Annotated in this window: 25 protein-coding genes; 9 read left to right on the top strand and 16 right to left on the bottom strand. The window is 72.1% G+C overall.

The features are described from left to right. The first annotated feature begins 76 nt into the window (after nucleotides 1-76). On the top strand, nucleotides 77-1114 hold the full coding sequence (tsaD, locus tag FH610_RS07975; RefSeq protein ID WP_139573625.1) for a tRNA (adenosine(37)-N6)-threonylcarbamoyltransferase complex transferase subunit TsaD: 1038 nt from the start codon (nucleotides 77-79) through the stop codon (nucleotides 1112-1114). A 27-nt stretch (nucleotides 1115-1141) separates the two neighbouring features. Here tsaD and FH610_RS42775 read toward each other — a convergent pair whose 3' ends face one another. From FH610_RS42775 to FH610_RS07960, 3 genes are all read right to left on the bottom strand, one after another. Beyond that, nucleotides 1142-1990, bottom strand: a complete 849-nt coding sequence (locus FH610_RS42775) for a hypothetical protein (RefSeq protein WP_161627944.1) — start codon at nucleotides 1988-1990, stop codon at nucleotides 1142-1144. Nucleotides 1991-2145: 155 nt separating this feature from the next. Beyond that, nucleotides 2146-3354 carry a class I SAM-dependent methyltransferase gene (locus tag FH610_RS07965; protein ID WP_139573624.1) on the bottom strand — a complete coding sequence of 403 codons (1209 nt, stop codon included), beginning with the start codon at nucleotides 3352-3354 and terminating at the stop codon, nucleotides 2146-2148. Between the two features lie 28 nt (nucleotides 3355-3382). After that, a complete protein-coding gene (locus tag FH610_RS07960; protein WP_139573623.1) occupies nucleotides 3383-3943 on the bottom strand; it encodes a MarR family winged helix-turn-helix transcriptional regulator in 561 nt (186 codons plus the stop codon). Between the two features lie 140 nt (nucleotides 3944-4083). On the opposite strand from FH610_RS07960, the gene FH610_RS07955 reads away from it, so the two are divergent. The 5 genes from FH610_RS07955 (at nucleotide 4084) to FH610_RS07935 (ending at nucleotide 8358) form a co-directional block, all read left to right on the top strand. Continuing rightward, a complete protein-coding gene (locus tag FH610_RS07955; RefSeq protein ID WP_139573622.1) occupies nucleotides 4084-4926 on the top strand; it encodes an NAD-dependent epimerase/dehydratase family protein in 843 nt (280 codons plus the stop codon). A 269-nt stretch (nucleotides 4927-5195) separates the two neighbouring features. Beyond that, nucleotides 5196-5507 carry a co-chaperone GroES gene (gene groES, locus FH610_RS07950; protein ID WP_030508383.1) on the top strand — a complete coding sequence of 104 codons (312 nt, stop codon included), beginning with the start codon at nucleotides 5196-5198 and terminating at the stop codon, nucleotides 5505-5507. 70 nt (nucleotides 5508-5577) lie between these two features. Next, nucleotides 5578-7203: a chaperonin GroEL gene (gene groL, locus FH610_RS07945; protein ID WP_139573621.1), complete on the top strand. Its 1626-nt coding sequence runs from the start codon at nucleotides 5578-5580 to the stop codon at nucleotides 7201-7203. Between the two features lie 316 nt (nucleotides 7204-7519). Next, nucleotides 7520-8146: a sigma-70 family RNA polymerase sigma factor gene (locus tag FH610_RS07940; protein ID WP_139573620.1), complete on the top strand. Its 627-nt coding sequence runs from the start codon at nucleotides 7520-7522 to the stop codon at nucleotides 8144-8146. Further along, on the top strand, nucleotides 8143-8358 hold the full coding sequence (locus FH610_RS07935; protein ID WP_139573619.1) for an anti-sigma-D factor RsdA: 216 nt from the start codon (nucleotides 8143-8145) through the stop codon (nucleotides 8356-8358). Before FH610_RS07940 ends, FH610_RS07935 begins: the two co-directional genes overlap by 4 nt. On the opposite strand, the gene FH610_RS07930 is transcribed toward FH610_RS07935, so the two are convergent. Both FH610_RS07930 and FH610_RS07925 read right to left on the bottom strand, forming a co-directional pair. Then, a complete protein-coding gene (locus tag FH610_RS07930; protein ID WP_139573618.1) occupies nucleotides 8319-8696 on the bottom strand; it encodes a DUF5319 domain-containing protein in 378 nt (125 codons plus the stop codon). The two genes, FH610_RS07935 and FH610_RS07930, sit on opposite strands and share 40 nt — an antisense overlap. A gap of 84 nt (nucleotides 8697-8780) precedes the next feature. After that, nucleotides 8781-9785, bottom strand: a complete 1005-nt coding sequence (locus FH610_RS07925; protein WP_139573617.1) for a helix-turn-helix transcriptional regulator — start codon at nucleotides 9783-9785, stop codon at nucleotides 8781-8783. A gap of 590 nt (nucleotides 9786-10375) precedes the next feature. Here FH610_RS07925 and guaB point away from each other — a divergent pair. Then, nucleotides 10376-11857 carry an IMP dehydrogenase gene (gene guaB, locus FH610_RS07920; RefSeq protein ID WP_139573616.1) on the top strand — a complete coding sequence of 494 codons (1482 nt, stop codon included), beginning with the start codon at nucleotides 10376-10378 and terminating at the stop codon, nucleotides 11855-11857. Nucleotides 11858-11890: 33 nt separating this feature from the next. Beyond that, nucleotides 11891-13009: a GuaB3 family IMP dehydrogenase-related protein gene (locus FH610_RS07915; protein WP_182898521.1), complete on the top strand. Its 1119-nt coding sequence runs from the start codon at nucleotides 11891-11893 to the stop codon at nucleotides 13007-13009. Between the two features lie 58 nt (nucleotides 13010-13067). Here FH610_RS07915 and nagA read toward each other — a convergent pair whose 3' ends face one another. Beyond that, nucleotides 13068-14213 carry an N-acetylglucosamine-6-phosphate deacetylase gene (nagA, locus tag FH610_RS07910; protein WP_139573615.1) on the bottom strand — a complete coding sequence of 382 codons (1146 nt, stop codon included), beginning with the start codon at nucleotides 14211-14213 and terminating at the stop codon, nucleotides 13068-13070. 315 nt (nucleotides 14214-14528) lie between these two features. Between nagA and FH610_RS07905 the strand changes: the two genes are divergently transcribed. Further along, entirely contained in the window at nucleotides 14529-15257 is a 729-nt protein-coding gene (locus tag FH610_RS07905) for a class I SAM-dependent methyltransferase (RefSeq protein ID WP_139573614.1), read from the top strand. A 2-nt stretch (nucleotides 15258-15259) separates the two neighbouring features. Here FH610_RS07905 and FH610_RS07900 read toward each other — a convergent pair whose 3' ends face one another. The 10 genes from FH610_RS07900 to FH610_RS42765 form a co-directional block, all read right to left on the bottom strand. Further along, nucleotides 15260-16297: an alpha/beta hydrolase gene (locus tag FH610_RS07900; protein ID WP_139573613.1), complete on the bottom strand. Its 1038-nt coding sequence runs from the start codon at nucleotides 16295-16297 to the stop codon at nucleotides 15260-15262. A gap of 8 nt (nucleotides 16298-16305) precedes the next feature. Further along, nucleotides 16306-17355 (bottom strand): LLM class flavin-dependent oxidoreductase, encoded by a 1050-nt coding sequence (locus tag FH610_RS07895; protein WP_139573612.1) that lies wholly within the window; start codon nucleotides 17353-17355, stop codon nucleotides 16306-16308. Nucleotides 17356-17392: 37 nt separating this feature from the next. After that, nucleotides 17393-18256, bottom strand: coding sequence for a CPBP family intramembrane glutamic endopeptidase (locus FH610_RS07890; protein WP_139573611.1), 864 nt, complete (start codon nucleotides 18254-18256; stop codon nucleotides 17393-17395). Next, nucleotides 18253-19089 (bottom strand): CPBP family glutamic-type intramembrane protease, encoded by an 837-nt coding sequence (locus tag FH610_RS07885; RefSeq protein WP_139573610.1) that lies wholly within the window; start codon nucleotides 19087-19089, stop codon nucleotides 18253-18255. The genes FH610_RS07890 and FH610_RS07885 overlap by 4 nt, the downstream gene beginning before the upstream one ends. After that, the gene (locus FH610_RS07880; RefSeq protein ID WP_161627943.1) at nucleotides 19067-20401 is read right to left on the bottom strand and encodes a YcaO-like family protein; all 1335 of its coding nucleotides are present in this window, start codon (nucleotides 20399-20401) and stop codon (nucleotides 19067-19069) included. Before FH610_RS07880 ends, FH610_RS07885 begins: the two co-directional genes overlap by 23 nt. 55 nt (nucleotides 20402-20456) lie before the next feature. Then, nucleotides 20457-21482 carry a TOMM precursor leader peptide-binding protein gene (locus FH610_RS07875; RefSeq protein ID WP_161627942.1) on the bottom strand — a complete coding sequence of 342 codons (1026 nt, stop codon included), beginning with the start codon at nucleotides 21480-21482 and terminating at the stop codon, nucleotides 20457-20459. A 44-nt stretch (nucleotides 21483-21526) separates the two neighbouring features. Then, nucleotides 21527-22771, bottom strand: coding sequence for a coproporphyrinogen-III oxidase family protein (locus FH610_RS07870; RefSeq protein WP_139573607.1), 1245 nt, complete (start codon nucleotides 22769-22771; stop codon nucleotides 21527-21529). After that, entirely contained in the window at nucleotides 22759-23676 is a 918-nt protein-coding gene (locus FH610_RS07865; RefSeq protein WP_139573606.1) for a SagB/ThcOx family dehydrogenase, read from the bottom strand. The genes FH610_RS07870 and FH610_RS07865 overlap by 13 nt, the downstream gene beginning before the upstream one ends. Nucleotides 23677-23678: 2 nt before the next feature. Further along, nucleotides 23679-24257 (bottom strand): VOC family protein, encoded by a 579-nt coding sequence (locus tag FH610_RS42770; protein ID WP_240808834.1) that lies wholly within the window; start codon nucleotides 24255-24257, stop codon nucleotides 23679-23681. Nucleotides 24258-24343: 86 nt separating this feature from the next. Next, nucleotides 24344-24505 carry a hypothetical protein gene (locus FH610_RS42765; RefSeq protein WP_157099475.1) on the bottom strand — a complete coding sequence of 54 codons (162 nt, stop codon included), beginning with the start codon at nucleotides 24503-24505 and terminating at the stop codon, nucleotides 24344-24346. Between the last annotated feature and the right edge of the window lie 187 nt (nucleotides 24506-24692).

Raw genomic sequence — 24692 nt, 5'->3', positions numbered from 1 at the left:
ACAGTGCGATTCGCGGCTGGGTCACCTGCGCGCCTCCGGCACGACGAGACTCCGAGCCGCAAGGCGAGGAGGCGGCATGAGCAGGCGTGACGAGCCGATCGTGCTGGGGATCGAGACGTCCTGCGACGAGACGGGCGTGGGCATCGTCCGCGGCCACACGCTGCTGGCCAACACCATCGCCTCCAGCATGGACGAGCACGCCCGCTTCGGCGGCGTGGTGCCGGAGGTGGCCTCACGGGCCCACCTGGAGGCGATGACGCCCACGGTCGAAGGCGCGCTGGCCGCCGCCGGGTTGCGCTTCTCCGACATCGACGCGGTCGCCGTCACCGCGGGCCCCGGTCTCGCGGGTGCGCTGCTCGTCGGAGTGGCCGCCGCCAAGGCGTACGCGCTGGGGCTCGGCGTCCCGCTCTACGGGGTCAACCACCTCGCCGCGCACGTCGCCGTGGACCAGCTGGAGCACGGTCCGCTGCCCAAGCCCTCGATCGCGCTGCTGGTGTCGGGAGGGCACTCCTCGCTGCTCCTGGTGCCCGACGTGGCGCAGGACGTGATCTCGCTCGGGTCCACGGTGGACGACGCGGCCGGGGAGGCGTTCGACAAGGTGGCCCGGGTGCTCGGGCTGCCGTTCCCCGGCGGGCCGCACATCGACCGGGCGGCCCGCGAGGGCTCGGGCACGGCGGTGGCGTTCCCACGCGGCAAGTACGACGACGGCACCCTCGACTTCTCCTTCTCGGGCCTGAAGACGGCCGTGGCGCGGTGGGTCGAGGCCCGCGAGGCGGCGGGGGAGGCGGTGCCCGTGGCCGACGTCGCCGCGTCGTTCCAGGAGGCGGTCGTGGACGTGCTCACCCGCAAGGCCCTGCAGGCGTGCGCCCGCTACGGCGTGAAAGACCTGCTGATCGGGGGTGGCGTCGCCGCCAACTCCCGGCTGCGGGCCATGGCCCAGGAGCGCTGCGACGCGGCCGGGGTGCGCCTGCGGGTGCCGCGGCCCGGCCTGTGCACCGACAACGGCGCGATGGTGGCGGCGCTCGGCGCGGACCTGGTGGCGGCGGGCGTGCACCCCTCCACCCTGGAGATCCCGGCCGACTCGTCGCTTCCGATCACCGTCGTCAACGTCTGATCGCGCGCCGGGCGGCGGGGGCGGTTCTCAGTCGGCGTGGCCGCGGGCGGGGCGCAGGAGGACCTCGGCGAGCGCCAGCATGGTCTCCTCCAGCGCGGCGAGCCGCCGGGCCACGTCGCCCCGGGCCGGTTCCATGGCGCGGGTGACCGCGTCCGAGACGGTCTCGGCGATCTGCTCACGGTCCGGCCTGCTGCGCACCGCGTCCGCGAGGGGCACGACGGCTCCCGCCGCCAAGGTGAGGTCGGCGTTCATGCCCGCGATGGTGGTGCTCATCTCATCCACGCCGGCGGCGACGTCGCCGACGCCGGCGCCCAGAGCGGTCACCCTGGCGTCCATGCCCTCGACCCCGCTCTCCACCGCCTCGATCCGGCCCCCGACCGAGTCCAGCCGTTCGACGACGACGGCCTCCAGCCGCTCGGTGCGCTCGGTGAGCGCGGCGAGGGCCTTGTCGATCCGGGTGAACCGCCCGGCGGCGGCCTCCATGCTCCCCTGGAACTTGCCGAGCCGGTGCGCGACGTCCGCCATCCGGTCGGCGAGGCCCTGAGTGCGGCCGCCGACGTCGTCCACGTGGTCGCGCAGCAGCTCCATGTGCTGGGCCAGCCCCTCCGCCCAGGCGGGCGGCCTGACCGTCATGTCGTCGAGCCGCTGGGTGATCACCTCGAGTGTCATGCCGAGGCCGCCCAGCTCGCGCTCGCGCACCTCGCGCAGCAGCCACTCCATGCCCTCCAGCCGCTGGCGGATCTCGTCGAGCACGGCGCCCTGCGTCCGCTGCTCGTAGACGTGGTCCTGGGCCGCCCGGGCGAGCAGTTCGCGCATCCGGTCGGAGATGGCGGTCTGGCTGCCCGCCTGGAGGAGGTTGTGGCTGGAATGCTCCACCGAGAATGCTCCTTCACTCGCCGAAACATCGGTTCGGCCCGGTCTCGCGCAGATGAACGAACAGGCGGACGCCCGACGGCCAACTTTAGGCCCTGACCCGCGGCCATCAGGCGTGGAATGAGAAAGGCGGTAATTGCCGGTGAATTGTTCCGATTTTATCCGTTCGTGCTGGTCACAGGCTGGCAGAGCAGGGCGAACGGTCGTTCCTCGATACGGGTGAGCACGATCACGGCGGAATTGTCACCGGAAAGCCGCAGATCCTTGCGCAGCCGTTCGACGTCGACGGCGGACCCGCGCTTCTTGATGGTGACCGCGCCGACGCGCCGTTCGCGCAGCACCGCTCTCAGCCGTTTGAGCGAGAACGGCATGACGTCGGTCACCTCGTAGCAGGGCGCCCATCCCGTGCGTACGAGACGGTCGCTCGTGATGTAGGCGATCCGCGGATCGACGAGGCGGCCCGACACGAGGGCGGCGACCTCGGCGACCAGATGGGCCCGCACCGCGGCGCCGTCGGGCTCATAGAGGTAGCGGCTCACCGGCCCGGTCTCCGCCTCCGCGCCGGACGCCGTGAGCGTGGCCCCGGACGGCAGCAGGGTGGCGCGCCGGCCGCCCGGCCCCATCCCGGTCCAGATCGCCGCCTCCTTCACCTCGCCCCGGTATGACACCCACTCGGCCTCGGCGCCCTCCGGGATGAACTCGTACGGGATGCCGGGAGCCACCTTCAGGCAGGCCGCCGGGGCGCGGGCCATCAGGTCGAGCACGACCGGCCACGTGGGGGAGTACGCCATCGGGTCGAAGGTCCGTCCCCTCGCCCCTCTTCTGGCGGGGTCGGCGAACAGCAGGCCGTATCCGCCGGGGTCGGCCAGCGCGGCGTCGCCCGTGCGGACGCCGGCCAGGCGGGACAGGCCGAGCGCCGCCGCGTTGGCACGGGCGATCTCCACGGTCAGCGGGTCGAGGTCCACGGCGTCCACCGGGCAGCCCGCCCTCGCCAGTGCGAGCAGGTCCCCGCCGATCCCGCAGCAGACGTCCAGCACGGCAGGGCCGCCCTCCGGCTCTCCGGTGGCCCGGATTCCGGCGGCCCGGATTCTGGCAGCGCGGTGTGCGGCGACCTCGGGGCGCGTGGCCTGCTCCAGCCCGTGGGGGGTGAAGTACATGACGGCGGCGTCGGGGCCGAACTTGGCCTCGGCCCGCCGTCGCAGCGACGCCTGCGTGAGCGCCGCCGCCGCCAGGTCCGCCGGGTGGCTCCGGCGCAACGCGCTCGCGGCGGCCACGGGATCGGCGCCGTCGGCGAGTATCTTCACGGCCTCGTCCAGGGCCCCGCGCCCGGTGGGCGTGAGCAGCGTGCGGAAGGCGTCCAGGTCCACGCCCGCGACGCTACCGCCTGCCCGGCGGTCAGCAGGAGCCGACGTCGCCGAGCGAGGTGAGCAGCTTGCAGAGCAGGCCGGACAGCCGCTCCCGGTCCTCGTCGGTGAGGGCGGCCAGCAGCCGCTCCTCGTTGGCCACGTGACCCGCCAGCAGGGCGTCGACCACGGCCCGGCCTTCGCCGGTGAGGGTGATCAGGACCATGCGGCGGTTGGACGGCGAGACCTCCCGGTGCACCAGGCCCTTGACGACGAGGCGGTCCACCCGGTTGGTGAGCGCCGCGGAGCTGACCATCGCGGCCGTGGCGAGATCGCTCATGCAGAGCCGGTGATCAGGGTTGGAGCGGAAGAGAGTCGCGAGCACGTCGAACTCCCACGGTTCGAGGTCGTGCCCGCCGAAGTACTCCTTGATGCCCTTCTCCAGCAGGCGGGACGCGCGGGAGATCCGCCCGGCCACTCCCATCGCCGAGCAGTCCACGTCGGGGCGCACCCGGGCCCACTGGCCGAGGATCTGGTCGACGGCGTCGCTGCCGGCGGTGTCGTCGTCGGCGGTGTCGTCGTCGGCGGTGTCGTTCGTGAGGGTGTCGTTCATCGCGCGCGCGGTCCGGGTCCTCCTCGCCGCTCCTCCTCCACTCGTCATCGTATCCGACACTTCGACGTTGAAATGTAGGCCGGAGGTGGGGTACCTTCTTCGTCGAACAGTCAAGCATCGAAGTATTTGAGGTGAAAGAGATGAAGGTCCTGGTGCTCGGGGCGACGGGGTACATCGGTTCTGCGCTGGCGGAGCGCCTCGCCGAACGCGGCCACGAGGTGGTCGCGCTCGTCCGGCCGAAGGCCCGCGACGCCGCCGTGCCGGGTGAGGTACGCCACGGCGACGTCCACGAGCCCGAGACGCTCCGCGAGGCGGTCACACCGGACATCGACGTCGTCGTGCACGCCGCCAACCCCGTCGGGGACGAGGCGGTGGACGTCGCGGCGATCGAGGCGCTCACCGGGGGCGGCGCGCGGCTCGTCTACATCAGCGGCGTCTGGGTGCTCGGCACCACCACCGAGGCGGCGGGCGAGGACGCGCCGGTGAACCCCATCCCCGCCTCCCGCTACCGTCCGCGCCTGGAAAGGCTCGTGCTGGACGCGGGCGGCGTCGTCGTCAGGCCCGGCATCGTGTACGGCCGGGGCGCCGGCATCCCCACGCTGCTCGCCTCCCCCGAGGGAGAGGGCGGCCGGTACGTCCATGCGGGCGGCCCGGTGCCGACCTGGGCGACCGTGCACGTCGACGACCTGGCGGACCTGCTCGTGGCCTCGATCGAGAAGGCCGAGCCGGGGAGCCTCTTCCACGCGATCGCCGAGGAGGCGGTGAGCGTCGCCGACGTGGCGGCGGCCGCGGGCCGTACGGGGAAGGCCGTGCCGTGGCCGATCGGCGAGGCGAGCGAGGTGCTCGGCCGCCCGTTCGCCGAGGGCCTGGCCCTGAGCCAGGTGGTGAGCGGCGACCTCGCCAGGAAGGTCCTCGGCTGGCAGCCGAGCCGGCCCGGCATCGTCGACGACGTCCGCTCCGGTTCGTACGCCTCCCGCGCCTGACCGTCGGGCATGCGCAGGATCACGCGAACGGGCGCCGACGCCGGCGCGGCGGACGGCTGAACGGGCGATCTCGAGCGGGTTGCCGCCAGATGCGTCTGACCTGCGATGCCGGTTCGTGTTGACTGTCACGCGCCACTTGCATACTGTTTCGTGTTGGCACTCTCCCAGTGAGAGTGCCAATAGCGACGAGACAGGTCTGACACCCGCGACGGCAGGCCGCTGGTCGCCTCTTCAGCTCATTCATCGCAATCTGAAGGGGAGGTCCGATCGTGACGACCGCCACCAAGGTTCCCGTTAAGCCGCTCGGCGACCGCATCGTGGTCCAGCCGCTTGAGGCCGAGCAGACCACCGCATCCGGCCTGGTCATCCCGGACACCGCCAAGGAGAAGCCGCAGGAGGGCCGTGTCCTCGCTGTGGGCCCGGGCAACTGGGACGAGGACGGCGAGAAGCGCATTCCGCTCGACGTCAAGGAGGGCGACGTCGTCCTCTACAGCAAGTACGGCGGCACCGAGGTCAAGTACGGCGGCGAGGAGTACCTGGTGCTCTCGGCCCGCGACGTGCTCGCCATCATCGAGAAGTAGTAGGCCGCGCCGGCTTGCGGAGCCCCGGGACCACGTGCCCGGGGCTCCGCGCGCTCACAAGGAGACCTGAATGCCGAAGATCCTGGAGTTCGAAGAGGACGCGCGGCGCGCTCTCGAGCGTGGTGTCAACGCTCTCGCCGACGCCGTCAAGGTGACGCTCGGCCCCCGTGGCCGCAACGTCGTCATCGACAAGAAGTTCGGTGCCCCGACGATCACGAACGACGGTGTGACCATCGCTCGCGAGGTCGAGCTGGACAAGCCGTACGAGAACCTGGGCGCCCAGCTCGCCAAGGAAGTGGCGACCAAGACCAACGACATCGCGGGTGACGGCACCACCACCGCGACCGTCCTGGCCCAGGCCATGGTCCGCGAGGGCCTGCGCAACGTGGCCGCCGGCGCGCAGCCGCTCGGGCTCAAGCGCGGCATCGACAAGGCCGCGCAGGCCGTCAGCGAGCGGCTGCTCGGCAGCGCCCGCCACGTCGAGGACAAGAAGGAGATCGCCAACGTCGCGACGATCTCCGCGCAGGACGCGAAGATCGGCGGCCTGATCGCCGAGGCGTTCGACAAGGTGGGCAAGGACGGTGTCATCACCGTCGAGGAGTCCAACGCGATGGGCCTGGAGCTGGAGTTCACCGAGGGCCTCCAGTTCGACAAGGGCTACCTGTCGCACTACATGGTGACCGACTCCGAGCGCATGGAGGCGGTCCTCGAGGACCCCTACATCCTCATCACCCAGGGCAAGATCTCCTCCATCGCGGACTTCCTGCCGCTGCTGGAGAAGATCGCCCAGAGCAAGCGCCAGCTGCTGGTCATCGCCGAGGACGTCGAGGGTGAGGCCCTGGCCGTCCTGGTGACCAACAAGATCCGCGGCACCTTCACCTCCGTCGCCGTCAAGGCCCCCGGCTTCGGCGACCGCCGCAAGGCCATGCTGCAGGACATCGCCATCCTCACCGGCGGCCAGGTCGTCAGCGAGGAGGTCGGCCTCAAGCTGGAGCACGTCGGCCTCGAGGTGCTCGGCACGGCCCGCCGCGTCGTGGTCAACAAGGACACCACCACGGTCGTGGACGGCGCCGGCGACGCCCAGGCGATCGAGGACCGCGTCCGCGAGATCAAGGTGGCGATCGAGCAGTCCGACTCCGACTGGGACCGTGAGAAGCTCCAGGAGCGTCTCGCGAAGCTGGCCGGCGGTGTGTGCGTGCTGCGCGTCGGCGCCGCCACCGAGGTGGAGCTGAAGGAGAAGAAGCACCGCCTCGAGGACGCGATCTCCGCGACCCGCGCCGCGATCGAGGAGGGCATCGTCTCCGGCGGTGGCTCCGCGCTCGTGCACGTGGCCAAGGAGCTCGACGACCTGGGCCTGACCGGCGACGAGGCCACCGGTGTCTCGATCGTCCGCAAGGCGCTGATCGAGCCCGCCCGCTGGATCGCCGTGAACGCGGGCATGGAGGGCTACGTCGTCACCACCAAGATCGCCGCGATGAACGCCGGTGAGGGCCTCAACGCCGCCACCGGCGAGTACGGCGACCTGGTGGCCCAGGGCGTCATCGACCCCGTCAAGGTGACCCGCTCGGCCGTGCAGAACGCCGCGTCCATCGCCGGCATGCTGCTCACCACCGAGGCCCTCGTCGTGGACAAGCCCGAGGAGGAGGCTCCGGCCGCCAACGGCGGTCACGGCCACGGCCACGGTCACGGCCACTGATTCCCGCGCCTTCCGCGCATCGCGCCCCGCGCCCGCCCGCAAGGGCGGACCGCGGGGCGCACGGCTTTTACGCCCCTTGCCCGTTCTGCGCATGGGACGGGCCGCCGGGGGCGAAGCCGGCTCGCGGGCAATGCGAACGACCGGCATGCTTCTTATTCCCTGTCAAGCCGTCAGGCGTATATCCCTCGTTTTGGGCATTACGGTTGGAATGTTCCAACGATCGAGTGATCAATTGATTACGGACCGTTATCGACGCGTCAATGTGACCAATCCGTAGCCGTTAACCATGACGACATGAACGATCGCGACGGGCATCATGCCTAACGTGACCGAGGGATGCGTCGCCGACGCCGCAACTGGGGTAAGGCTTGCGACGAGATCGGATGAGCCCGACCTCAGGGAACTGACCAGCCTTGCCGTAAAGGGAGATCGCACCGCGATCGAATCACTGCTGGGACACCTGCGCCCGATGGTGGTCCGCTACTGCAGGGCTCGACTGGGCAGGGTGTCCGGTCAGTACCACATCGCCGACGACGTGGCCCAGGAGGTGTGCATCGCGGTGCTGTCGGCGCTGCCGCGCTACCGCGACATGGGCCGCCCGTTCGCCTCGTTCGTCTTCGGCATCGCCTCCCACAAGGTGGCCGACGCCCTCCGCAGTTCGGTCCGCTCGGCCGTGCCCACGCAGGACCTGCCGGACGGGCCCGACGAGGGCCCCGGGCCGGAGGAGACGGTGGTGCGCTACATCGAGGCGCAGCACGCCCGCGACCTGCTCGCCCGGCTCCCGGACACCCAGCGCGAGCTCCTCATTCTGCGGGTGGTCTCGGGCCTGTCCGCCGAGGAGACGGGTAATGTACTCGGCATGTCACCAGGTGCCGTCCGGGTCGCGCAGCATCGTGCGCTCGCCAGGCTCCGGCAGCTGGCCGAGCTGGAGTCGATTGCGTGACCACGAAACGTCGTCGTACGGCTCGCCACCTCGGGTCGTACGGCGATGCCGACGTGGAGGGCGAAGTAATGCGGACGGACGCCGTCCTCGACGCGCTCGCCCGCCGCGAGCCGGTCGGCGGCACGGACGCCGCCATCCGGCTGCTCGGCGCGCTCGTCGCCGACGTGGACGGTCAGTGGCTCTCCTCCGTGTCGATCACGCCGTCCACGTAGCCCCGGGCGTACTCCCAGCTGACGTAGTCGGCCGGATCGGGCTGGTAGGCCGGCTCGTGAACCTGAGGCCGGCCGTTGTCGATCATCTGGCGCAGGTTGCCGCGCAGCAGGTCCCAGTCGAAGTAGTGCTGTTCGCCGCACTCCGGGCAGTCGAGGACCAGCCCGAGCACGCCCTGGGGTTCGAGCAGGGAACGGAAGACTTCCACGTCGGCGAGATCGGTCAGCGCCTCGTCGCGTTCCGCGAGCGTCAGCGGCTCCACGTCGTCGGGCGCTCCAAGCTCCGACGCGGGGTCGTTGGGGTCATCCGCGAACGGGTCGCGGGGGACGTCTTCCAGCACGCATCCCACCTTATGACCACGGCCCCCTCCACGAGCGAAAGTGCGCCTCATCTGCTCGTCGGGCCGTGCCCCGCGACGCGGGCGTCACAGCCAGCCGCGGCGGGCCGCCTCCACTCCGGCGTGGAAGCGGGACTGGGCCCCCAGCTCCGACATCGCCTCGGCGAACCTGGCCCGCACGGTGCGTACGGAGACCCCGAGGTGGCGGGCGATGGCGTCGTCGGACAGGCCGTGCGCGGCCAGCCGCAGCACCTGCAGCGCGTTGTTGTGCGGGGAGATCGGCGCGGCCCGGGCCCACAGCGCCTCGAACAGCGCCCGCAGCGCCCCCACCGCCACCGGGGCGTGGACCAGGTAGCAGTTGTAGGAGTGCTCGGGCAGCGGGACGCCCCACTCGGCGGGCAGCCCCGCGGTGCCGTCGCCGAGCGCGAAGAACCAGCTCGGCACCGCGTCGAGGGCGCGTAGTCCCGCGCCCGCCGCGGAGAACCGCGCGCACACCTCCCGCACGGCGGGTGCGGACACGGCGTCGAGCGCGACGACCATCCGCGGGCGCAGGATGCCGTCCGCGGCGGCCTGGATCCATTGGTCGCCGTACCCGTCCGCCAACCTGGCCATGGTGCGGCGGTCCGGCACGGCCATGACCAGCTCGGCGGGGGGCGCCTGCAGCGCGAGGCCGATCACGCTCTCGCAGAGCTCGTCCGCGCCGCTCACCGGCTCGACCGAGAACCGCCCGCTGCGCCAGTCGAGCCCCGCGTCGTAGTGGTGGGTCAGGCGCCCCGCCGCCGCGAGGACCTCGTCGATCTGGCGCGTCTCCCGGGCCATGCGGTCCAGCCTCTCGGCCACCAGCCGTCCGATCGCCGCGGCCGGGTGGCGGGCGAGGAACTCCTCCCGCCGCCGGTTCACCGCGCCGAGCCGTACGAGCCCGTTCAGGGCGTCGAGCACGTCCTCGGCGGGCCGGTCGACCGCCTCGGCGAGTTCGGTCAGCGTGGCGCGGTGCAGCCGCAGCATGGCCGTGTAGAGGGCCGCCTGGTCGGTGGAGAGGCCGAGGCTTTCGAACGGGTCGGCCGGGGAGGCGGCGTTGCGCGTCGTACTCATGCTCGCTCCGTCGGTGATCACACTGGTCGCACGGCGCCGATGGCACCGCACCGGTCGCGCCGCGCTGATCGCATTGGGCGCACTCGATCCACTGGCTCGCCGGCCCCTGGGAGAAAACGTTTCCCAGCGTCCGGTGCGCCGACTTCCGCCCCATCCCCGCCTCGCTTCGAGTCGCGAGAATAGCTCGGATTTTCCGCGCTGTCCGTCCCGTTCACACATTTGGCAGGGCTGAGCGTGGCGGCTTTTGTATGGATGTGAGGGGTCGGCATTTGTTTCGGGCGTAGTTTCGAGAGACAGGAAATGCATCTTTGTGCAGTTGCACGTTACGCCATTGCGCGTGGACGCTGCGTGACGCATTCTTGACCCAGCGTTAGCCGGGAACGCCCCGTCTGCCGGGCGCGGAGGGGGGCTCGACGGGCGTGGCGGGCGCGACGCGGGGAAGTGGGGGGACCGGAAGCCGGTCCCCCCACTTTTTGTGCCCTCCCCCTTGACAGGTCTGCCGGATGCGGTTTGGGGCGCCCACTAGACTGACCTCGGGTCTGGCGAGGGACCCACGCGCGAGGACCCACAGCGCAGGAGGGGTGCAGCAGATGGCCAAGTTCACCGAACCGGGACTCACGTTCGACGACGTGCTACTCGTTCCGGCATATTCGGACCTGCAGCCGGGGGAGGCCGACACGACGACCCGGCTGTCCCGCACCATCACGCTGCGCATCCCGCTGGTGTCGGCCGCGATGGACACGGTCACCGAGGCGCGCATGGCGGTCGCGATGGCCCGGCAGGGCGGCATCGGCATCCTGCACCGCAACCTCTCGATCGAGGAGCAGGCGCAGCAGGTCGACCTGGTCAAGCGGTCGGAGGCGGGGATGGTGACCAACCCCGTCACCTGCTCTCCCGAGGACACCCTCGCCGACGTCGAGCGGCTGTGCGCGACCTACCGGATCTCCGGGGTCCCGGTCACCGACGCGGACGGCGTGCTCGTGGGCATCGTCACCAACCGCGACATGCGGTTCGAGAGCGACCAGAGCAGGGCCGTGCGCGACGTCATGACCCCGATGCCGCTGGTGACGGCGCCGGTGGGCGTCGACCGCGACGAGGCGTTCCGGCTGCTGCGGCAGAACAAGGTCGAGAAGCTCCCGCTCGTGGACGAGGCCGGTCGCCTGCAGGGCCTCATCACGGTCAAGGACTTCACCAAGAGCGAGCAGTACCCGCTCGCGACCAAGGACGCCGACGGCCGCCTGATGGTCGGCGCGGCGGTCGGCGTCGCGGGCGACGCCGAGGAGCGCGCCATGACGCTGATCGAGGCGGGCGCGGACGTCATCATCGTCGACGTCGCGCACGGGCACTCGCGCGGCCTGTGCGACATGATCGCCAAGATCAAGGCCAACGGCCGGGTGGACGTCATCGGCGGCAACGTCGCCACCCGCGCGGGCGCGCAGGCGCTGGTCGACGCGGGCGCCGACGCGGTCAAGGTGGGCGTCGGGCCCGGCTCGATCTGCACCACCCGGGTCGTCGCGGGCGTGGGCGCCCCGCAGCTCACCGCCATCTACGAGGCCGCGCTGGCGTGTGGCCCGGCCGGTATCCCGGTCATCGGCGACGGCGGCCTGCAGTACTCGGGCGACATCGCCAAGGCGCTGGCCGCCGGGGCCGACACGGTCATGCTCGGCTCGCTGCTGGCCGGCTGCGAGGAGTCGCCCGGCGAGCTGATCTTCATCAACGGCAAGCAGTTCAAGTCGTACCGGGGCATGGGATCGCTGGGCGCGGTGCGCAACCGCGAGCGCGGCGGCGCGTCGTTCAGCAAGGACAGGTACGCGCAGGCCGGGGTGTCCGGGGAGGACAAGTACATCCCCGAGGGCATCGAGGGCCAGGTGCCCTACCGCGGCCCGGTCGCGGCGGTGGCCCACCAGCTGGTCGGCGGCCTGCGGCAGGGCATGTGGTACACCGGCTCCCGGACGATCGAAGAGCTGCACGAGAAGGCGCAGCTCATGCCGATCACCGCGGCCGGGCTCAAGGAGAGCCACCCGCATGACATCCAGATGACGGTCGAGGCTCCGAACTACCACGGGCGCTAGGTCGTACCGGAAGAAACGGAAAGAACAGGCGATATGACACAGGTGGAGATCGGGCGCGGCAAGAGCGGGCGGCGTGCCTACGCGCTGGACGAGATCGGCATCGTGCCCTCCCGGCGCACCCGTGACCCGGAGGAGGTGTCGATCTCCTGGCAGATCGACGCCTACCGGTTCGACTCTCCGCTCGTGGCGAGCCCGATGGACAGCGTCGTGTCGCCGCAGACGGCCATCGAGATCGGGCGCCTGGGCGGCCTCGGCGTGCTCGACCTCGAAGGGCTGTGGACCCGCTACGAGGACCCGGCGCCGCTCCTGGAGGAGGTCGCCACCCTCGACCGGGCCGCCGCGACCGCGCGGCTGCAGGAGATCTACACCGCGCCGATCAAGGACGAGCTGATCGGCCGGCGCATCGAGGAGATCCGCGCGGCCGGTGTCACGACCGCCGTACGGCTGTCGCCGCAGCGCACCGTGCAGCACCACAAGGCCGTGATCGACGCGGGCGTGGACATCTTCGTGATCCGCGGCACGACGGTCTCCGCCGAGCACGTCTCCGGCCGGGCCGAGCCGCTCAACCTCAAGCAGTTCATCTACGAGCTCGACGTCCCGGTCATCGTGGGCGGCTGCGCGACGTACACGGCGGCGCTGCACCTCATGCGGACCGGCGCGGCCGGCGTGCTGGTCGGCTTCGGCGGCGGCGCCTCGCACACCACCCGCAACGTGCTGGGCGTGGTCGTGCCGATGGCCACCGCGATCTCCGACGTGGCCGCGGCCCGCCGCGACTACATGGACGAGTCGGGCGGCCGCTACGTCCACGTCATCGCCGACGGCGGCATGGGCGGCTCCGGCGACATCGCCAAGGCGATCGCCTGCGGCGCCGACGCCGTCATGGTGGGCTCGCCGCTCGCACGGGCCAGCGAGGCCCCCGGCCGCGGGTTCCACTGGGGATCGGAGGCCCACCACCCCGAGCTGCCGCGCGGCAAGCGGGTCGAGTTCGGCACGATCGGCACGCTGCGGGAGATCCTGCACGGCCCGTCGTCGCTGGCCGACGGCTCGATGAACCTGCTCGGCGCGCTGCGCCGCACGATGGCCACCGCCGGCTACTCCGACCTGAAGGAGTTCCAGCGCGTCGAGGTGGTCGTCGCCCCGCCGCAGCGCTGAGCCACTGCCAGGGAGGGCCGGGCCCGGCGGGCCCGGCCTTCGGCTTTCCTGGGATCGGTCAGGGGTGGCGGACCCAGGCGCCGCGCTTCATCACGCCGCCGACGCTCAGGTCGTCGTCGAGCACCACGAGATCGGCGTACTTGCCGACCGTGATCGAGCCGATCTCGCCGTCCAGTCCGAGGACGCGGGCGGGAGTGAGCGAGGCCGTCAGCGCGGCGTCCACCAGTGAGCGCCCGACCTCCCGCACGGTGCGGCGGAAGGCCACGTCCATCGTGAGCGTGCTGCCGGCGATCGAGCCTCCTCCGGGGGTGTCGGAGGCGAGGCGGGCCACCCCGTCCACGACGTCGACGGTCATCGGGCCGAGCGGGTAACGCCCGTCGCCCATGCCCGCCGCCGCCATCGCGTCGGTGATCAGGGCCGTACGGCCCGCGCCCGCGGCGTGCATGGCCAGGCGCAGCATCGCCGGGTGGACGTGGACGCCGTCGTTGATCAGCTCGACGGTCACCCGCTCGTCCTGGAGCAGGGCGGCGATCGGTCCGGGTGCGCGGTGGCCGAGCGGCGGCATCGCGTTGTAGAGGTGGGTGGCCACCGTCGCCCCGGCGTCGATCCCCTCGATCGTCCGCTCATAGGTCGCGTCGCTGTGGCCGAGCGCGGCGACGACGCCCTCGGCGGCGGCGTCCCTGATCACGTCGAGCGCGTTCGGCAGCTCGGGCGCGATCGTCAGCATCCGGACGTGACCCCGCCCGGCCTTCACCAGCGCCCGGAACTCCGCCACGTCGGGCTCGCGCAGCAGCGTGGGCTCGTGCGCGCCGCAGCGCGACCTGGCGATGTAGGGCCCCTCGAAGTGGATGCCGGCAAGCAGGCCCTGCTCGCACAGGTCGGCGAGCGCCGAGGCGGCCCGCGCGAGCGTGTCGGGCGCGGCGGTGACCAGGCTGGCCACGAGGGTGGTCGAGCCCCGGCTCAGATGAAGGGCCGCGGCCGCGGCGGCGGTCTCCGGATCGCCGTCGGGGAAGCTCCCGCCCGCGCCGCCGTGGCTGTGGATGTCGACGAAGCCGGGGACGACGGTGCGCCCGCCCAGGCCGAGCCCGTCGCGCGGGGCCTGCCCGCGCCCGATATGGGTGATCCTGCCGTCCTCGATGGTGAGCCAGCCGTCGTGGACGCCGTCGGGAGTGACGACGCGGGCATCGGAGAGAGTCACGCTCATGCCGCCATCCTCCCGCGTCCGGCGCGTGCCCGCGGCTCCGGGTCCGGCGGCTCCCGCCGTACGCGGGTGTGCGCCAAACGGACGGTCATCGCAGCAGAAAGCACCCATTGGATCGATAAGTCCTCAATGGGCGCGAATAACGGTCGAAAAGCTATATCACCCTCATGAGGAGAGCCGGAAAGAGCACGTCACGCACCCAGGGGGACGGCATGCCACGGCACTCCCGCGCACGTCAAGGGGCATCGATCGGGAAACCCGGATCATTCCCCCGAGAAACCCTGTACATGACAGGTAAGTCAGAGGTAAGAACTAACGGTGGTAAATCCGCGTGCGAACTATGGGGTGGACGCCCCCGGCGTGCTGGCCGGACTGACCCTGGGCGGCATCGCCGAGCTGGCACTCGCCGCCGTGCTCTTCGGGATCGGCTGGCCGATCCCGGCCGTCGTGCTCCTCGTGGGCGGGATCGTGCTGGTCGTGGGCGCGGCGCTGTTCGCGCACACGACCCTTCGCGGGAAGTTCGAGGTCTGGGACGCCGAACTCGACCGGCTCGGGTTGAAGGGGGACGAGCAGGCCCTCGACCTGGGCTGCGGCCGCGGCCTGGTGCTGCTCAAGGCCGCGGCGCGGCTGTCGTCCGGCAGGGCCACCGGCATCGACCTGTGGTCGACCAGGGACCAGTCGGGCAACAACCAGGACGCCACCTGGGCCAACGCGCGCGCGGAGGGCGTCGCCGACCGGGTCGACCTGGTCACCGGCGACATGCGCGACCTCCCGTTCGACGACGCCACGTTCGACCTGGTCGTCTCCAGCCTCGCGATCCACAACATCCCCCAGGAGGAGGGCCGCGCGGAGGCGGTGCGCGAGGCCTTCCGCGTGCTCAAACCGGGCGGCCTGCTGCGGATCGCCGACTTCCGCAACGCCCGCCGATACGCCGAGGTGCTCACGGAGTGCGGCGCCGCCGACGTCGAGGTCCACGACCTCGGCTGGAGGTTCTGGTACGGCGGGCCGCACGCCCGTACGTCGATGGTCGCCTGCAGGCGTCCCTGAGATCAGGGGCCGGTGGGGGACAGCCCGTCCAGCCAGCCGCGTACGGCGGCGAAGAAGTCCCCGGCGTTGCGGTGCAGGTTGAGCGCGTGCCCTGCCCCGGTGAGCACGAAGGTCTCCAGCCGGGCCTCGGCCGGATAGAACCAGCTCTCCCAGGTCTTGACCGCGGCGGCGTCGGTGCACTGCAGGTATGGCCCGTTGCAGAACAGGTCGTCGTGCTGCCCCACCGCGACGAAGACCGGGACGCGGACGGCGCCGGAGATCGCGGGATCGCCTGCCTCCGCGAGCGTCGCCTGCTCGCCGCTCGTCATCGTCGCCTTCGTCAGCTCCAGGACCGCGGGCATCGCCGGCGAGGCGTCCGCCGTGTCGAGGAACAGCCCGGCCCTGCTGCCCTGCTGGGTCGTCAGGTAACCCGACGGCGGACGCCTCGGCCCGAGGACCGGGTCGTCCGCGGCGGGCACGATGGCCTGGTTGAGCGCGTCAAGCTTGGGCCCGACCGAGTGGACGAAACCGCTCGCGACCACCGCGTCGAGGTCGCCGTGCCGGGCCGCGTCGGTCACCAGGACGCTGGAGCCGAACGAGTGGCCCACGCCTATCACCCGGCCGTAGGCGTGGCCGTCGACCTTCCCCGCCCGCAGCAGGCCCACCACCTCGTGGATCGCCTCGACCTCCGTGCTCAGCGTGACGTCCTGCGCGGGCGGGCGATCGCTGAGGCCGCTGCCCGGCCGGTCGAGGGCGAGCACGGCGTATCCGGCGTCGGTCATGTAGCGGACGTACGGGGGGGAGTGCGCGTCGGCCGGGGTGAGCCAGTACGCCTGGTCGAAGGTGGCGCCGGCGAGCAGCAGTTGCAGGGCGGCCGGGGCCTGTCCGGACGGGCGGCACAGCGTCCCCCTGAGCGTCGTCTTCTGGGCGGCCAGGGTGACCGGCACGGACACCAGACGGCATCCGGCGGCCGAGGCCGCGGCGGGCCGCGCGGGCAGGCCGGTGAGGAGCAGCAGCGCCGCCCCGGCCAGCAGGGCGCGCACGAACACGTTCTTGGTCATCACAACCCCTAGAGGCTCGGGAGCACCTTGTCCAGGAACCGTTCGAGACTCGCCACGGCGACCTGCCCGGGCACGGCGCCGAAGTCCATCTGCCACAGGAACCCGTCGACGCCCAGCACCTCGGCGATCTCCTCGACGCGCTCGGCGACGGTGGCGGGGGCGCCGACGACGGCGCTGCCCATGGTCCGGAACGTCGCGGGGTCGAGCGCCCGGATGGCCCGGCTCATGCCCGTGTAGCCGGTGTAGTCCGCCGAGGCGGCCGACAACCAGGACTCGGTGGCCGACGCCCACACGTCGAGGTAGGCCCGGAGCAGCGGGTCGGCGGTCCGCCACGCCTCCTCGTCGCTGTCACCGACGTACAGGGGGAGGCTCGCCACCACCTGGGGGGAGCCCGGGTGCCCCGCCTCGGCGTACGCCTCGCGGTAGACGGCGATGTGGTCGCTCATCTCGGCGAGCGGCGTGAGCGCGGGGGTGACGAGCAGGTTGTGGCCGCTCTCGCCGATCCAGGCGAAGCTGGAGCGCGAGCGCACCGCCGCGACCCACACCGGCGGGTGGGGGCGTTGCACCGGCCGGGGCAGGATCGTCACGTTCTCGAACCGGAAGAACGGCGTGTCCACGCTGACCCGTTCCTCGGTCCACAGCCGCAGCACGGTCTCCACCGTCGCGGTGAAGCGCTCCCTGCTGCCGTCCATCGGCACCTGGAACACCTCGAACTCCTGGGGCAGGTAGGCGCGGGCGAAGCCGACGTCGAGCCGTCCCCCGCTGATCGCGTCGACCATCGCCGCCTCGGAGGCGAGCCGTACGGGGTGGTGGAAGACCGGCAGCACGCAGCCGGTCATCAGCCGGATCCGCGTGGTGGCCGCGGCCACCGCGGACAGGAACGCCAGCGGGCTCGGGCAGTAGCCGCCGTAGGCGCCGAGGTAGTGCTCGGTCATCTTCACGTGGCTCATGCCGCCCTGGTCGGCGAGGCGGCTCAGCAGCAGCACGTCGCGGAAGTAGTCGTCGGGCGCCTTGGTCGCGGGCGCGCAGTCGGGCAGCAGGGACAGGCCGTGGAACATGTGCGGTCCTTTCTCCAAGTCAGGTCACGGCGATCGGTCAGGCCACGGCGAACAGGAAGAAGGTGACGTGCGCCACCACGAGGGGGATCAGCACCGGGTAGTGCCAGAACAGGACGCTGTGCGTGACGCCCATCACGATCGCGCCGACCACCGGGAACATCGCGGCGCGCCAGGAGGACATCAGGAAGACCTGCATGACGGTGAAGAGCAGGCAGGAGATCCCTATCGCGAGGACCGGCCCGGCCTCGCGCAGCCACGACAGCACCAGCCCGCGGAAGACGACCTCCTCGCTGCCGACCTGCGTGGCGGTGAGCGCCAGCGCGAGGGGGAGGGAGACCACCTCCATCGTCTTGAGGTGGTGCCTGATCCAGCCGCCGCGCGACAGGCCGAGCCACTGCCGCATGCGCTCCCCGCTCTCCACCGCGCCGTCCACGGCGCCCCCGGCGGTCGCGGGCGCGGTCCGCGCGCCCCTCACCTCGCCCCGCGCCCCCCTCCGCACCCCGTTTCGCACCCCGCCCGCCACGGAACCGGCGCGGCGCCGGCCCGCCGCCTGCACGCCCTCGATCAGCACGCGGCACAGCAGCGACCCGAGCGCCACCTCTCCGACGCCGATCGCCGCGCCGAGCGCGATGAGGCCCGGCCGGTCGAAGCCGGCGGCGAACCGGGTGAGGTCGATCCCGGTGACGAGGACGAGGACGGCGACGACGAGCACGTGGCTCGCGCCGGCCGCCGCCAGTTCGAGGACGCTGCCACGCTCGCTGGCGTCCCAGCGGCGGCCGAACGGCAGCAGGTGGGCGGCCCGGCGGCACAGGGCGAACAGCGCGCTCTTGGCGTACTTGTAGTACAGGACGACGAACACCGTCAGAACGAGCGCCTTCAGCGGCCAGGGCAGGTCGTTCACGCGGGCGCCCCCCACATGCCCCGGGCCGGGGTCCGCCGTGCCACCGGCTCGCTTCGCCGGTAGCGCCAGACCCACACGTTGAACACGACGTGGGCGACGACCGCCGCCAGCACGTTGCCGGTGAGCAGCGTCGCCGCGCACGCCGCCGCCGCGAGCGGGGTCTTGGCGAGCACCTGCACCCAGCCGAAGAAGACGTGGGAGCAGGCGAACACCGCCGCCGCCAGGACCAGCGCGCCGGCCTCGAGCCGTACGCCGGGGAGCAGGAGGGCGAGCCGGGTCAGCAGGCCGCGGAAGACCAGTTCCTCCCCGACGGCCACCGCGACCAGCAGTTCGAGCCGGACCCGCAGGTCGCCGCCCGTCGGCGCGTAGTCGTTGCGGGCGCGCACCAGGCCGGTGCGGCGGCGCTCGGACACCCGGGTGCCCGACGCGGCGAACCCCGCCGGGCGCGCCGCCGTCATCCGCTGCGGCGCCGGGCGGGCCGCAGCGGGGCGTGCCGTACGCCAGGCCGTGGTGATCGCCAGGTCGACCCGGACGATCAGTAGGCCGAGCACCGCCCCGAGCACGGCGCCCGCCGGCAGCCCCCACCAGCCGGCCGGGTGCCCGGGCACCGGCAGCAGCGCCGAGCCGGGGCCGAGCAGCACCGCCCCCGCGGCCACCAGCGCGCCCATGAGCAGCACATGCACGCCGAGGAGCGGCAGCCGCCGTACCCATGCCCACCGGGTGTGCAGGTGGGCCGCGAGCGTCAGGCACGACAGGGACAGCAGGGCCAGCGCGGTCAGCGCGTACGCCCTGGTGTCGGTGAGGGGGGCGTCAGGGATAGGGGTGGGGGTCATGGCGGCGGAATCCTCCGTACGCGGCGAACCGCGCGTGCGCCGCGGGCGGGGCGCTGGGCAGCGGCAGGGTCACGAGGTCGGGGCACCAGAAGCGGGCGACGACGAACCCGAGGTCGGCGACGTCCACGGTGGTGAAGTCGGCCGCGTAGAGGCGCTTGCCGGTGGCGTGGAAGGCCCGCACGAGGTCGCGCGCACGGGCCCCGGCCGGCCGTTCGTCGTCGGGCGGCAGGTCGTCGGCCGACGCGTCGTCGCAGTCGCCGAACCTCTCCTCGACCACCCGCGCCCCCTCGGGGGTGGCGGCGAGGGAGACGTTGGATTCGAGGTCGAAGATGTCCTCCCGCACGGCGGAGCCCTGCTCGAACCGCTGCTGCAGCGCGGACCAGACCGCCAGGCCCCGGACGCCCGCCGCCTCGAGCAGCGCCCGGTACATGGCCCGTTCGAGCACGCCGTCGATGCCGAGACCGACGGCCACGGCGGGCAGGCGGCCGTCCGCGCTGCGGATCAGGCAGGCGACGGTGAACCCGGGCAGGTCGGCGCTGGGGAGCAGGTGGAACTCCGGCTGGTCGCCCCGCACCTCGAAGGAGCCGCCGATGACCCGTTGCAGCGCCGCGGTCCTGGCCCCCGGCCGGAGCCGCGTCGACCGGCTGCCGCCATACCAGTGGCTGAGCGCCGCGTCGATCTGCACCATCTCCTCAAGAGCGTTGAGCGCGGCGCGGTCGGGGTCGGTGTGCGCGGCGGTTCCGGTGGACACCGCGGGCGCGAGCCAGGGCTCGCCCCTCGTGTCCTGGACGACGTAGCCGACGAGCAGCAACTGGGCCGGGACCCAGCAGTCGCGGCCGTCGCCCAGCCGGGTGGCCCGCACCCAGCCCAGCACGTCGCCGTCCCGCCGGGGCCGGAACGGGAACCCGGGACGGCCGTACTGCTCCGCGCCGTACGGCTCGGCGGGACCGGCGTCCCAGTGCTCTCCGGCCGCGGTCAGCTCCTCGGCCGTCGCGTAGCGGATCGGGAACCGCCCGCTCACCGGGGCGATGTAGCCGCCGTACCGCTCCACCACCTCGCCGAGCGTCCTGATGTGCGACTCGAAGGGGCGCAGGCCGTACCCGCCGATGTGATAGGCGCCGATCTTCGGCGCGGGCAGGCCGCGCAGCACGTGCACGCCGGTGAGCTCGCCTCCCGCCACCATCAGCCGCGGGCCGCCCCGCTGTCGCTGCAGGAAGCCCATGGACGGCATCAGGCCGCACAGCGGGGAGTGCATCCGGGCCCGCAGCCGCGCGGTGAACTGGTCGGGGGCCTCCACGACACGCGGGGCCATCACGTCATGCGGGGCCAACGCGTCATGCGGGGCCGTCAACGATGGGGTCGTCACGTCAGGCATCGATCCACCGCCGCACGTCGAAGTACAGCTCGGTCGCCTCCCGCTCGGGCACCGGTCCGCAGGCCCGGCAGCCGGGCAGCCGCAGCACCTCGGAGTACGCGATCTCCATCGTCGGCACGTAGATGCCCAGGACCTTGCCGAGTGTGGTGGTGGTCCCGGTCAGCGCCAGGTTGAGCGCCTCCAGCCCGACGTGCCCGGCGACCAAAGCGCGCAGCGCGTCGAGGGTGGGCGGCTCGCCGGCCCGTATGGACCGCCGGACGAGGGCGTCCTTGTACCGCTGGTAGGCGGCCGACTCCCGCAGGTTCATCAGCACCCGCGTCTCGAAGCAGGCGAAGCAGGCCGAGGCCGGCGGGGAGAACGCGGGGCCGATCAGCAGCATCGGGCCGTCGACGGCCGCCTGGATCCACGGCGTGCGCAGCGCCAGCGCGACCCGGTTGAGCACGCTGAGGCGCAGCGGGTGCGGCTCCTCGGCGACGTGGACCAGCACCTTGCCGCGCCACGGCTCGAACCGCTCGGTGAACCGCTCGAAGGTCAGCCCGTCCTCCAGCGCGACCGGATCGGCCTCCAGCAGGGCGCGGTGCAGCGGGTCGTCCTCACCCGCCACCTCCACACCGCCCGGCAGGCTGCCGTCCAGCACCCGGGCCGTCGCCGCTGCCAGCGCGTAGCCGCCCAGGACGACCACCGGCGGGGCGGGAGCCTCGGTGGTGTAGGCGCCGGTGCTCTCCAGATAGCTGTCCAGCGCGGTCTCCGGCGCCCGCGCGATCACGCCGAGCTGGTCGAGGTGGTCCACGAGGGCCTCGACCTCGGCCCGGGTCACCCCGTTGGCCTTCGCCACGTCGGCCCTGCTGGCGGTGCCGTCGAGGCCGCGGAGCAGGCCGTACAGCCGGCCGGTCCTGGCGTGGTCGGTCAGGGTGTAGGAGCGCACGTTCCAGACGCCGTGGCGCAGTTCGACGGTGTCGGCGTCGTGGGCCACGATGCTGAAGGACGGTTTGATCCTGACGTTCTTGCTCTGTTGCATCGGCGGTGTCATTCGGGGCCATTCCTCTCTCAGGGTCCGTGCCGTCAGCCCAGCAACGCGGCCGTCCGGGGGAGCTCGGGCGACCCGTGCCCCCCGCCCGCCGCGATCCCCGCGAACTGCAGGTCGATGAAGGCGTCCGCGATCTGGTCGCGGCGCAGCCGCACGCCGTCGGCGTCGGAGCGCACCTCGGCCACCCGTTCCAGGAAGCCGAGCAGGTGACGGCAGGGCCCGAGCGCCAGTACCTCGTCCAGATCGGTTCCCGTGCGCTCCCGCCACAGGTCGCGCGAGGCGCCCTCGAAGGTGGTCAGCGACTGGTAGAGCAGCCGGGCCGCGATGGCAGGCGAGGCGGCGGGGTAGCGCTCGTCGAAGTGCAGCGGGTCCCGGTTGTAGGCGGACAGGAAGCCGCGCCGGTGCGCGAGGTATTCCCCGCCGATCAGCGAGGTGGCGCCGGAGCCGAAGCCGGCCCAGTCCATGCGGAGCTGGAAGTAGGCCAGGTCGCTGAGGCAGCGCCGGTGGCCGAAGTGACTCATCGCGTACTCGGGGAACCCGGCGTCCACGAGCAGCGCGGCGGCCCGCCCGTAGGCCGCCTTCTGCTCGGAACGCAGGATCTCCGTGGTGCCCCGGGTCACCTGCCGGCGCAGCACCGTGCCGTGCGCGGGCCGGTACGGGTAGAGGGCGACGTGGGTGACCGGCAGGTCGAGGGCGGCCCGTACGGAGTCGGCGGCCTCCTCCACGCTCTCGCCCGGCAGCCCGCAGATGAGATCGATCGAGCGGTCGTCGAAGCCCGCCTCGGCCGCCAGTTCGACGGCGCGTCGCGCCTGCGCCGCGTCGTGGCTGCGGCCCAGCGTGCGCAGCCGCCGTTCGTCGAAGGACTGGACACCGCTGCTCCAGCGCCGGAAGCCCACGTCGCGGAAGGCCGCCAGCTTCTCCGGGGTGAGGCTCTCCGGACTGCACTCGATGGTCGCCTCGTCCATCCCGCCGGACAGGTCGAACACCTCGTGCAGCGCGGCCCCGATCCGCGCGATCTCGTGCTCGGCCAGGATGCTCGCCGTGCCGCCGCCCCAGTACATGATGGCGGGGCGGTAGCCGCGGCCGGTCAGGTCCGCCCCGCGTTCCCTGATCTCCCGGCAGAGCGCGTCGATGTACGCCCGCCTGGGCGTGTCGGCGGGGCGCAGCAGCAGCTCGGCGGTGGGGATCTCGGTGACCCAGTCGCAGAAGTGGCACTTCGAGCTGCAGAACGGGATGTGCACGTAGATCAGCAGCGGCCGGGCGTCGCTCATCCCGGCCATCCGACGAAGATCGTGTGCGCGACGAAGGACAGCACGCCGTCCAGCCCGAGCGCCTCGTTGGTCAGGTCGTCGACGTAGCTGGAGCAGTCGGTGGTGCCCAGGCCGAACCCGGTCGCGGTGAGGTGCATGTTCTGCGCGATGCCGCCGCACTCGTGCAGGACGAAGCGCATGCCCCGCGGGCCGTACTTGCGCATGGACCGCCAGGGCCGGGCGACGAGGAGGACGACCGCGGCCGCGCTCTCGACGGAGATGATCCCGCCGGGAATCGCGAACGAGTCGCGAAGCCGGTCCGCGGTCGCCCGGTCCCCGGTGCGGACGAGCACGTCCTCGACCGGGCTGTAGCGATAGGTGCCGACGGGCAGCTCCGGCACGTCGAGCGCGGCGAGGTGGATCTCCACGGGATAGAGGCCGCCGCCGCTCGGCACCGCGCGGAACCGATAGGTGGCGGTGCCGCCGCGCATCAGCTCGCCGTCGGCCTCCCCGGTGATCCCGCCGCCGAACCGGATCATCGTGCCGAGCTCGGCGAGGGCCACGGGGTCGCCGGTGTACCTGCGCACGCTCCGCCGCCGGGCGACGGCCTCGTCCAGCGCGATCGGCACCTCCAGCGGTGCGGGCAGCTCGACGACGTCCGCCTCGGGCGCCGACTCGTGGTCGATCACCGACAGCGCGGTCGCCATCACGTCCCCGAAGTAGTCCGCGCCCGAGAGCTGGGCCTCCCGGTCCCAGGGCGCGAACCGGCTGGCGACGATGAAGTCCTCGGCGGGCCGGGGGAAGCGCGCCTCGCCGAGGTTGTCGTAGCGGGCCTGGTGGGTGCGCAGGCCGACCGTCTGCAGGTCGGGGCTGAGCAGCCGGTAGGCGCTGACCCCTGCGCTCGCCTCGGCCAGTTGGGGATCGGTGTGCTCCACGCTCACTCCTGGAAGATCTCGCTGGGCGGGGGGACCTTCCGGTTCAGGGCGATCGACTGGTCGACGAGCTGCTCGGCGGTGACCGGAGTGGCGTACTCGCCCAGCCGGAAGGTCGCGTGCGCCCACTCGCTGAACTCCACGAGCCCGAACCTGTTGCCGTCGGCGTCGGTCACGCTGGCGCCCCGCCCCATGGAGTCGCCGGCGTCCCCCCGATAGAACGGGCTGTCCCGGAACTGCTCCTGGAACTCCGGCTTGACCTGCTTGGGCAGCGGCAGGTCGTACGGGCCCGCCGTCACCTGGCCGCCGGCCTCCGCGATGGTCTTGAGCATGGCGTCGAGGTCGGCCACGTGGAAATAGACCGTTATCGCCTCGCCGGGAAATCTGCGCTTGTCGACCGTGAGCAGGATGCCGTCGCTGGACACCGGGGCGTGGTAGGAGATCTCGTACGAGAGGGATCGTGCGAGCGGCATTCCGAGCAGCGCCTGGTAGAACTCCACACCGCGCGCCACGTCGTCCACCGGAACGTTGATGAGAACGGGCTTGGGAATGGCGGAAACGTCTATTTCCCGCTTGGCTTCCATGGCTGTCACCGCGTTTTCCTCGGTATTTCTCCGTGAATTTCGGGAGGGCGGGGCCCGGGGCGTGAGCCGCCGGGCCCCGCTTGTCGCTACGGACGCGCGATCGTGCCGCAGGAGCTGGACGTGCAGCCAGCGCAGCAGGATGAGGCGCCCGGGACGACGACGCCGAACCCGGCGCCGGTCAAACCGGCGCCGAGCGGCTGAGCGGTCATGCTCCGGTGGTCGACCGTGGCGGTGCTCTCGAGCTTCATGCCGTAGTTCACCCCCTCTCGGCATGACGGAGACCCGGGAGATCGAAGACGCGGATTCATGCGAGCCCGGGCGCCGCGCTCCGACCCAGCAAAAGGTCCCTTTCTCCGGATCGGACTCACCGATCATCACACGCGAGAATTCGGTGTCAATGATGAGAATCCGCGCGGGGCGATGGTGACAAAACTC

The organism is Microbispora catharanthi, assembly GCF_006334915.2.
Lineage (GTDB): Bacteria > Actinomycetota > Actinomycetes > Streptosporangiales > Streptosporangiaceae > Microbispora > Microbispora catharanthi.
The sequence above is the reverse complement of the archived record's forward strand: the minus strand, read 5'-3'. Positions and strand labels throughout refer to the sequence as shown.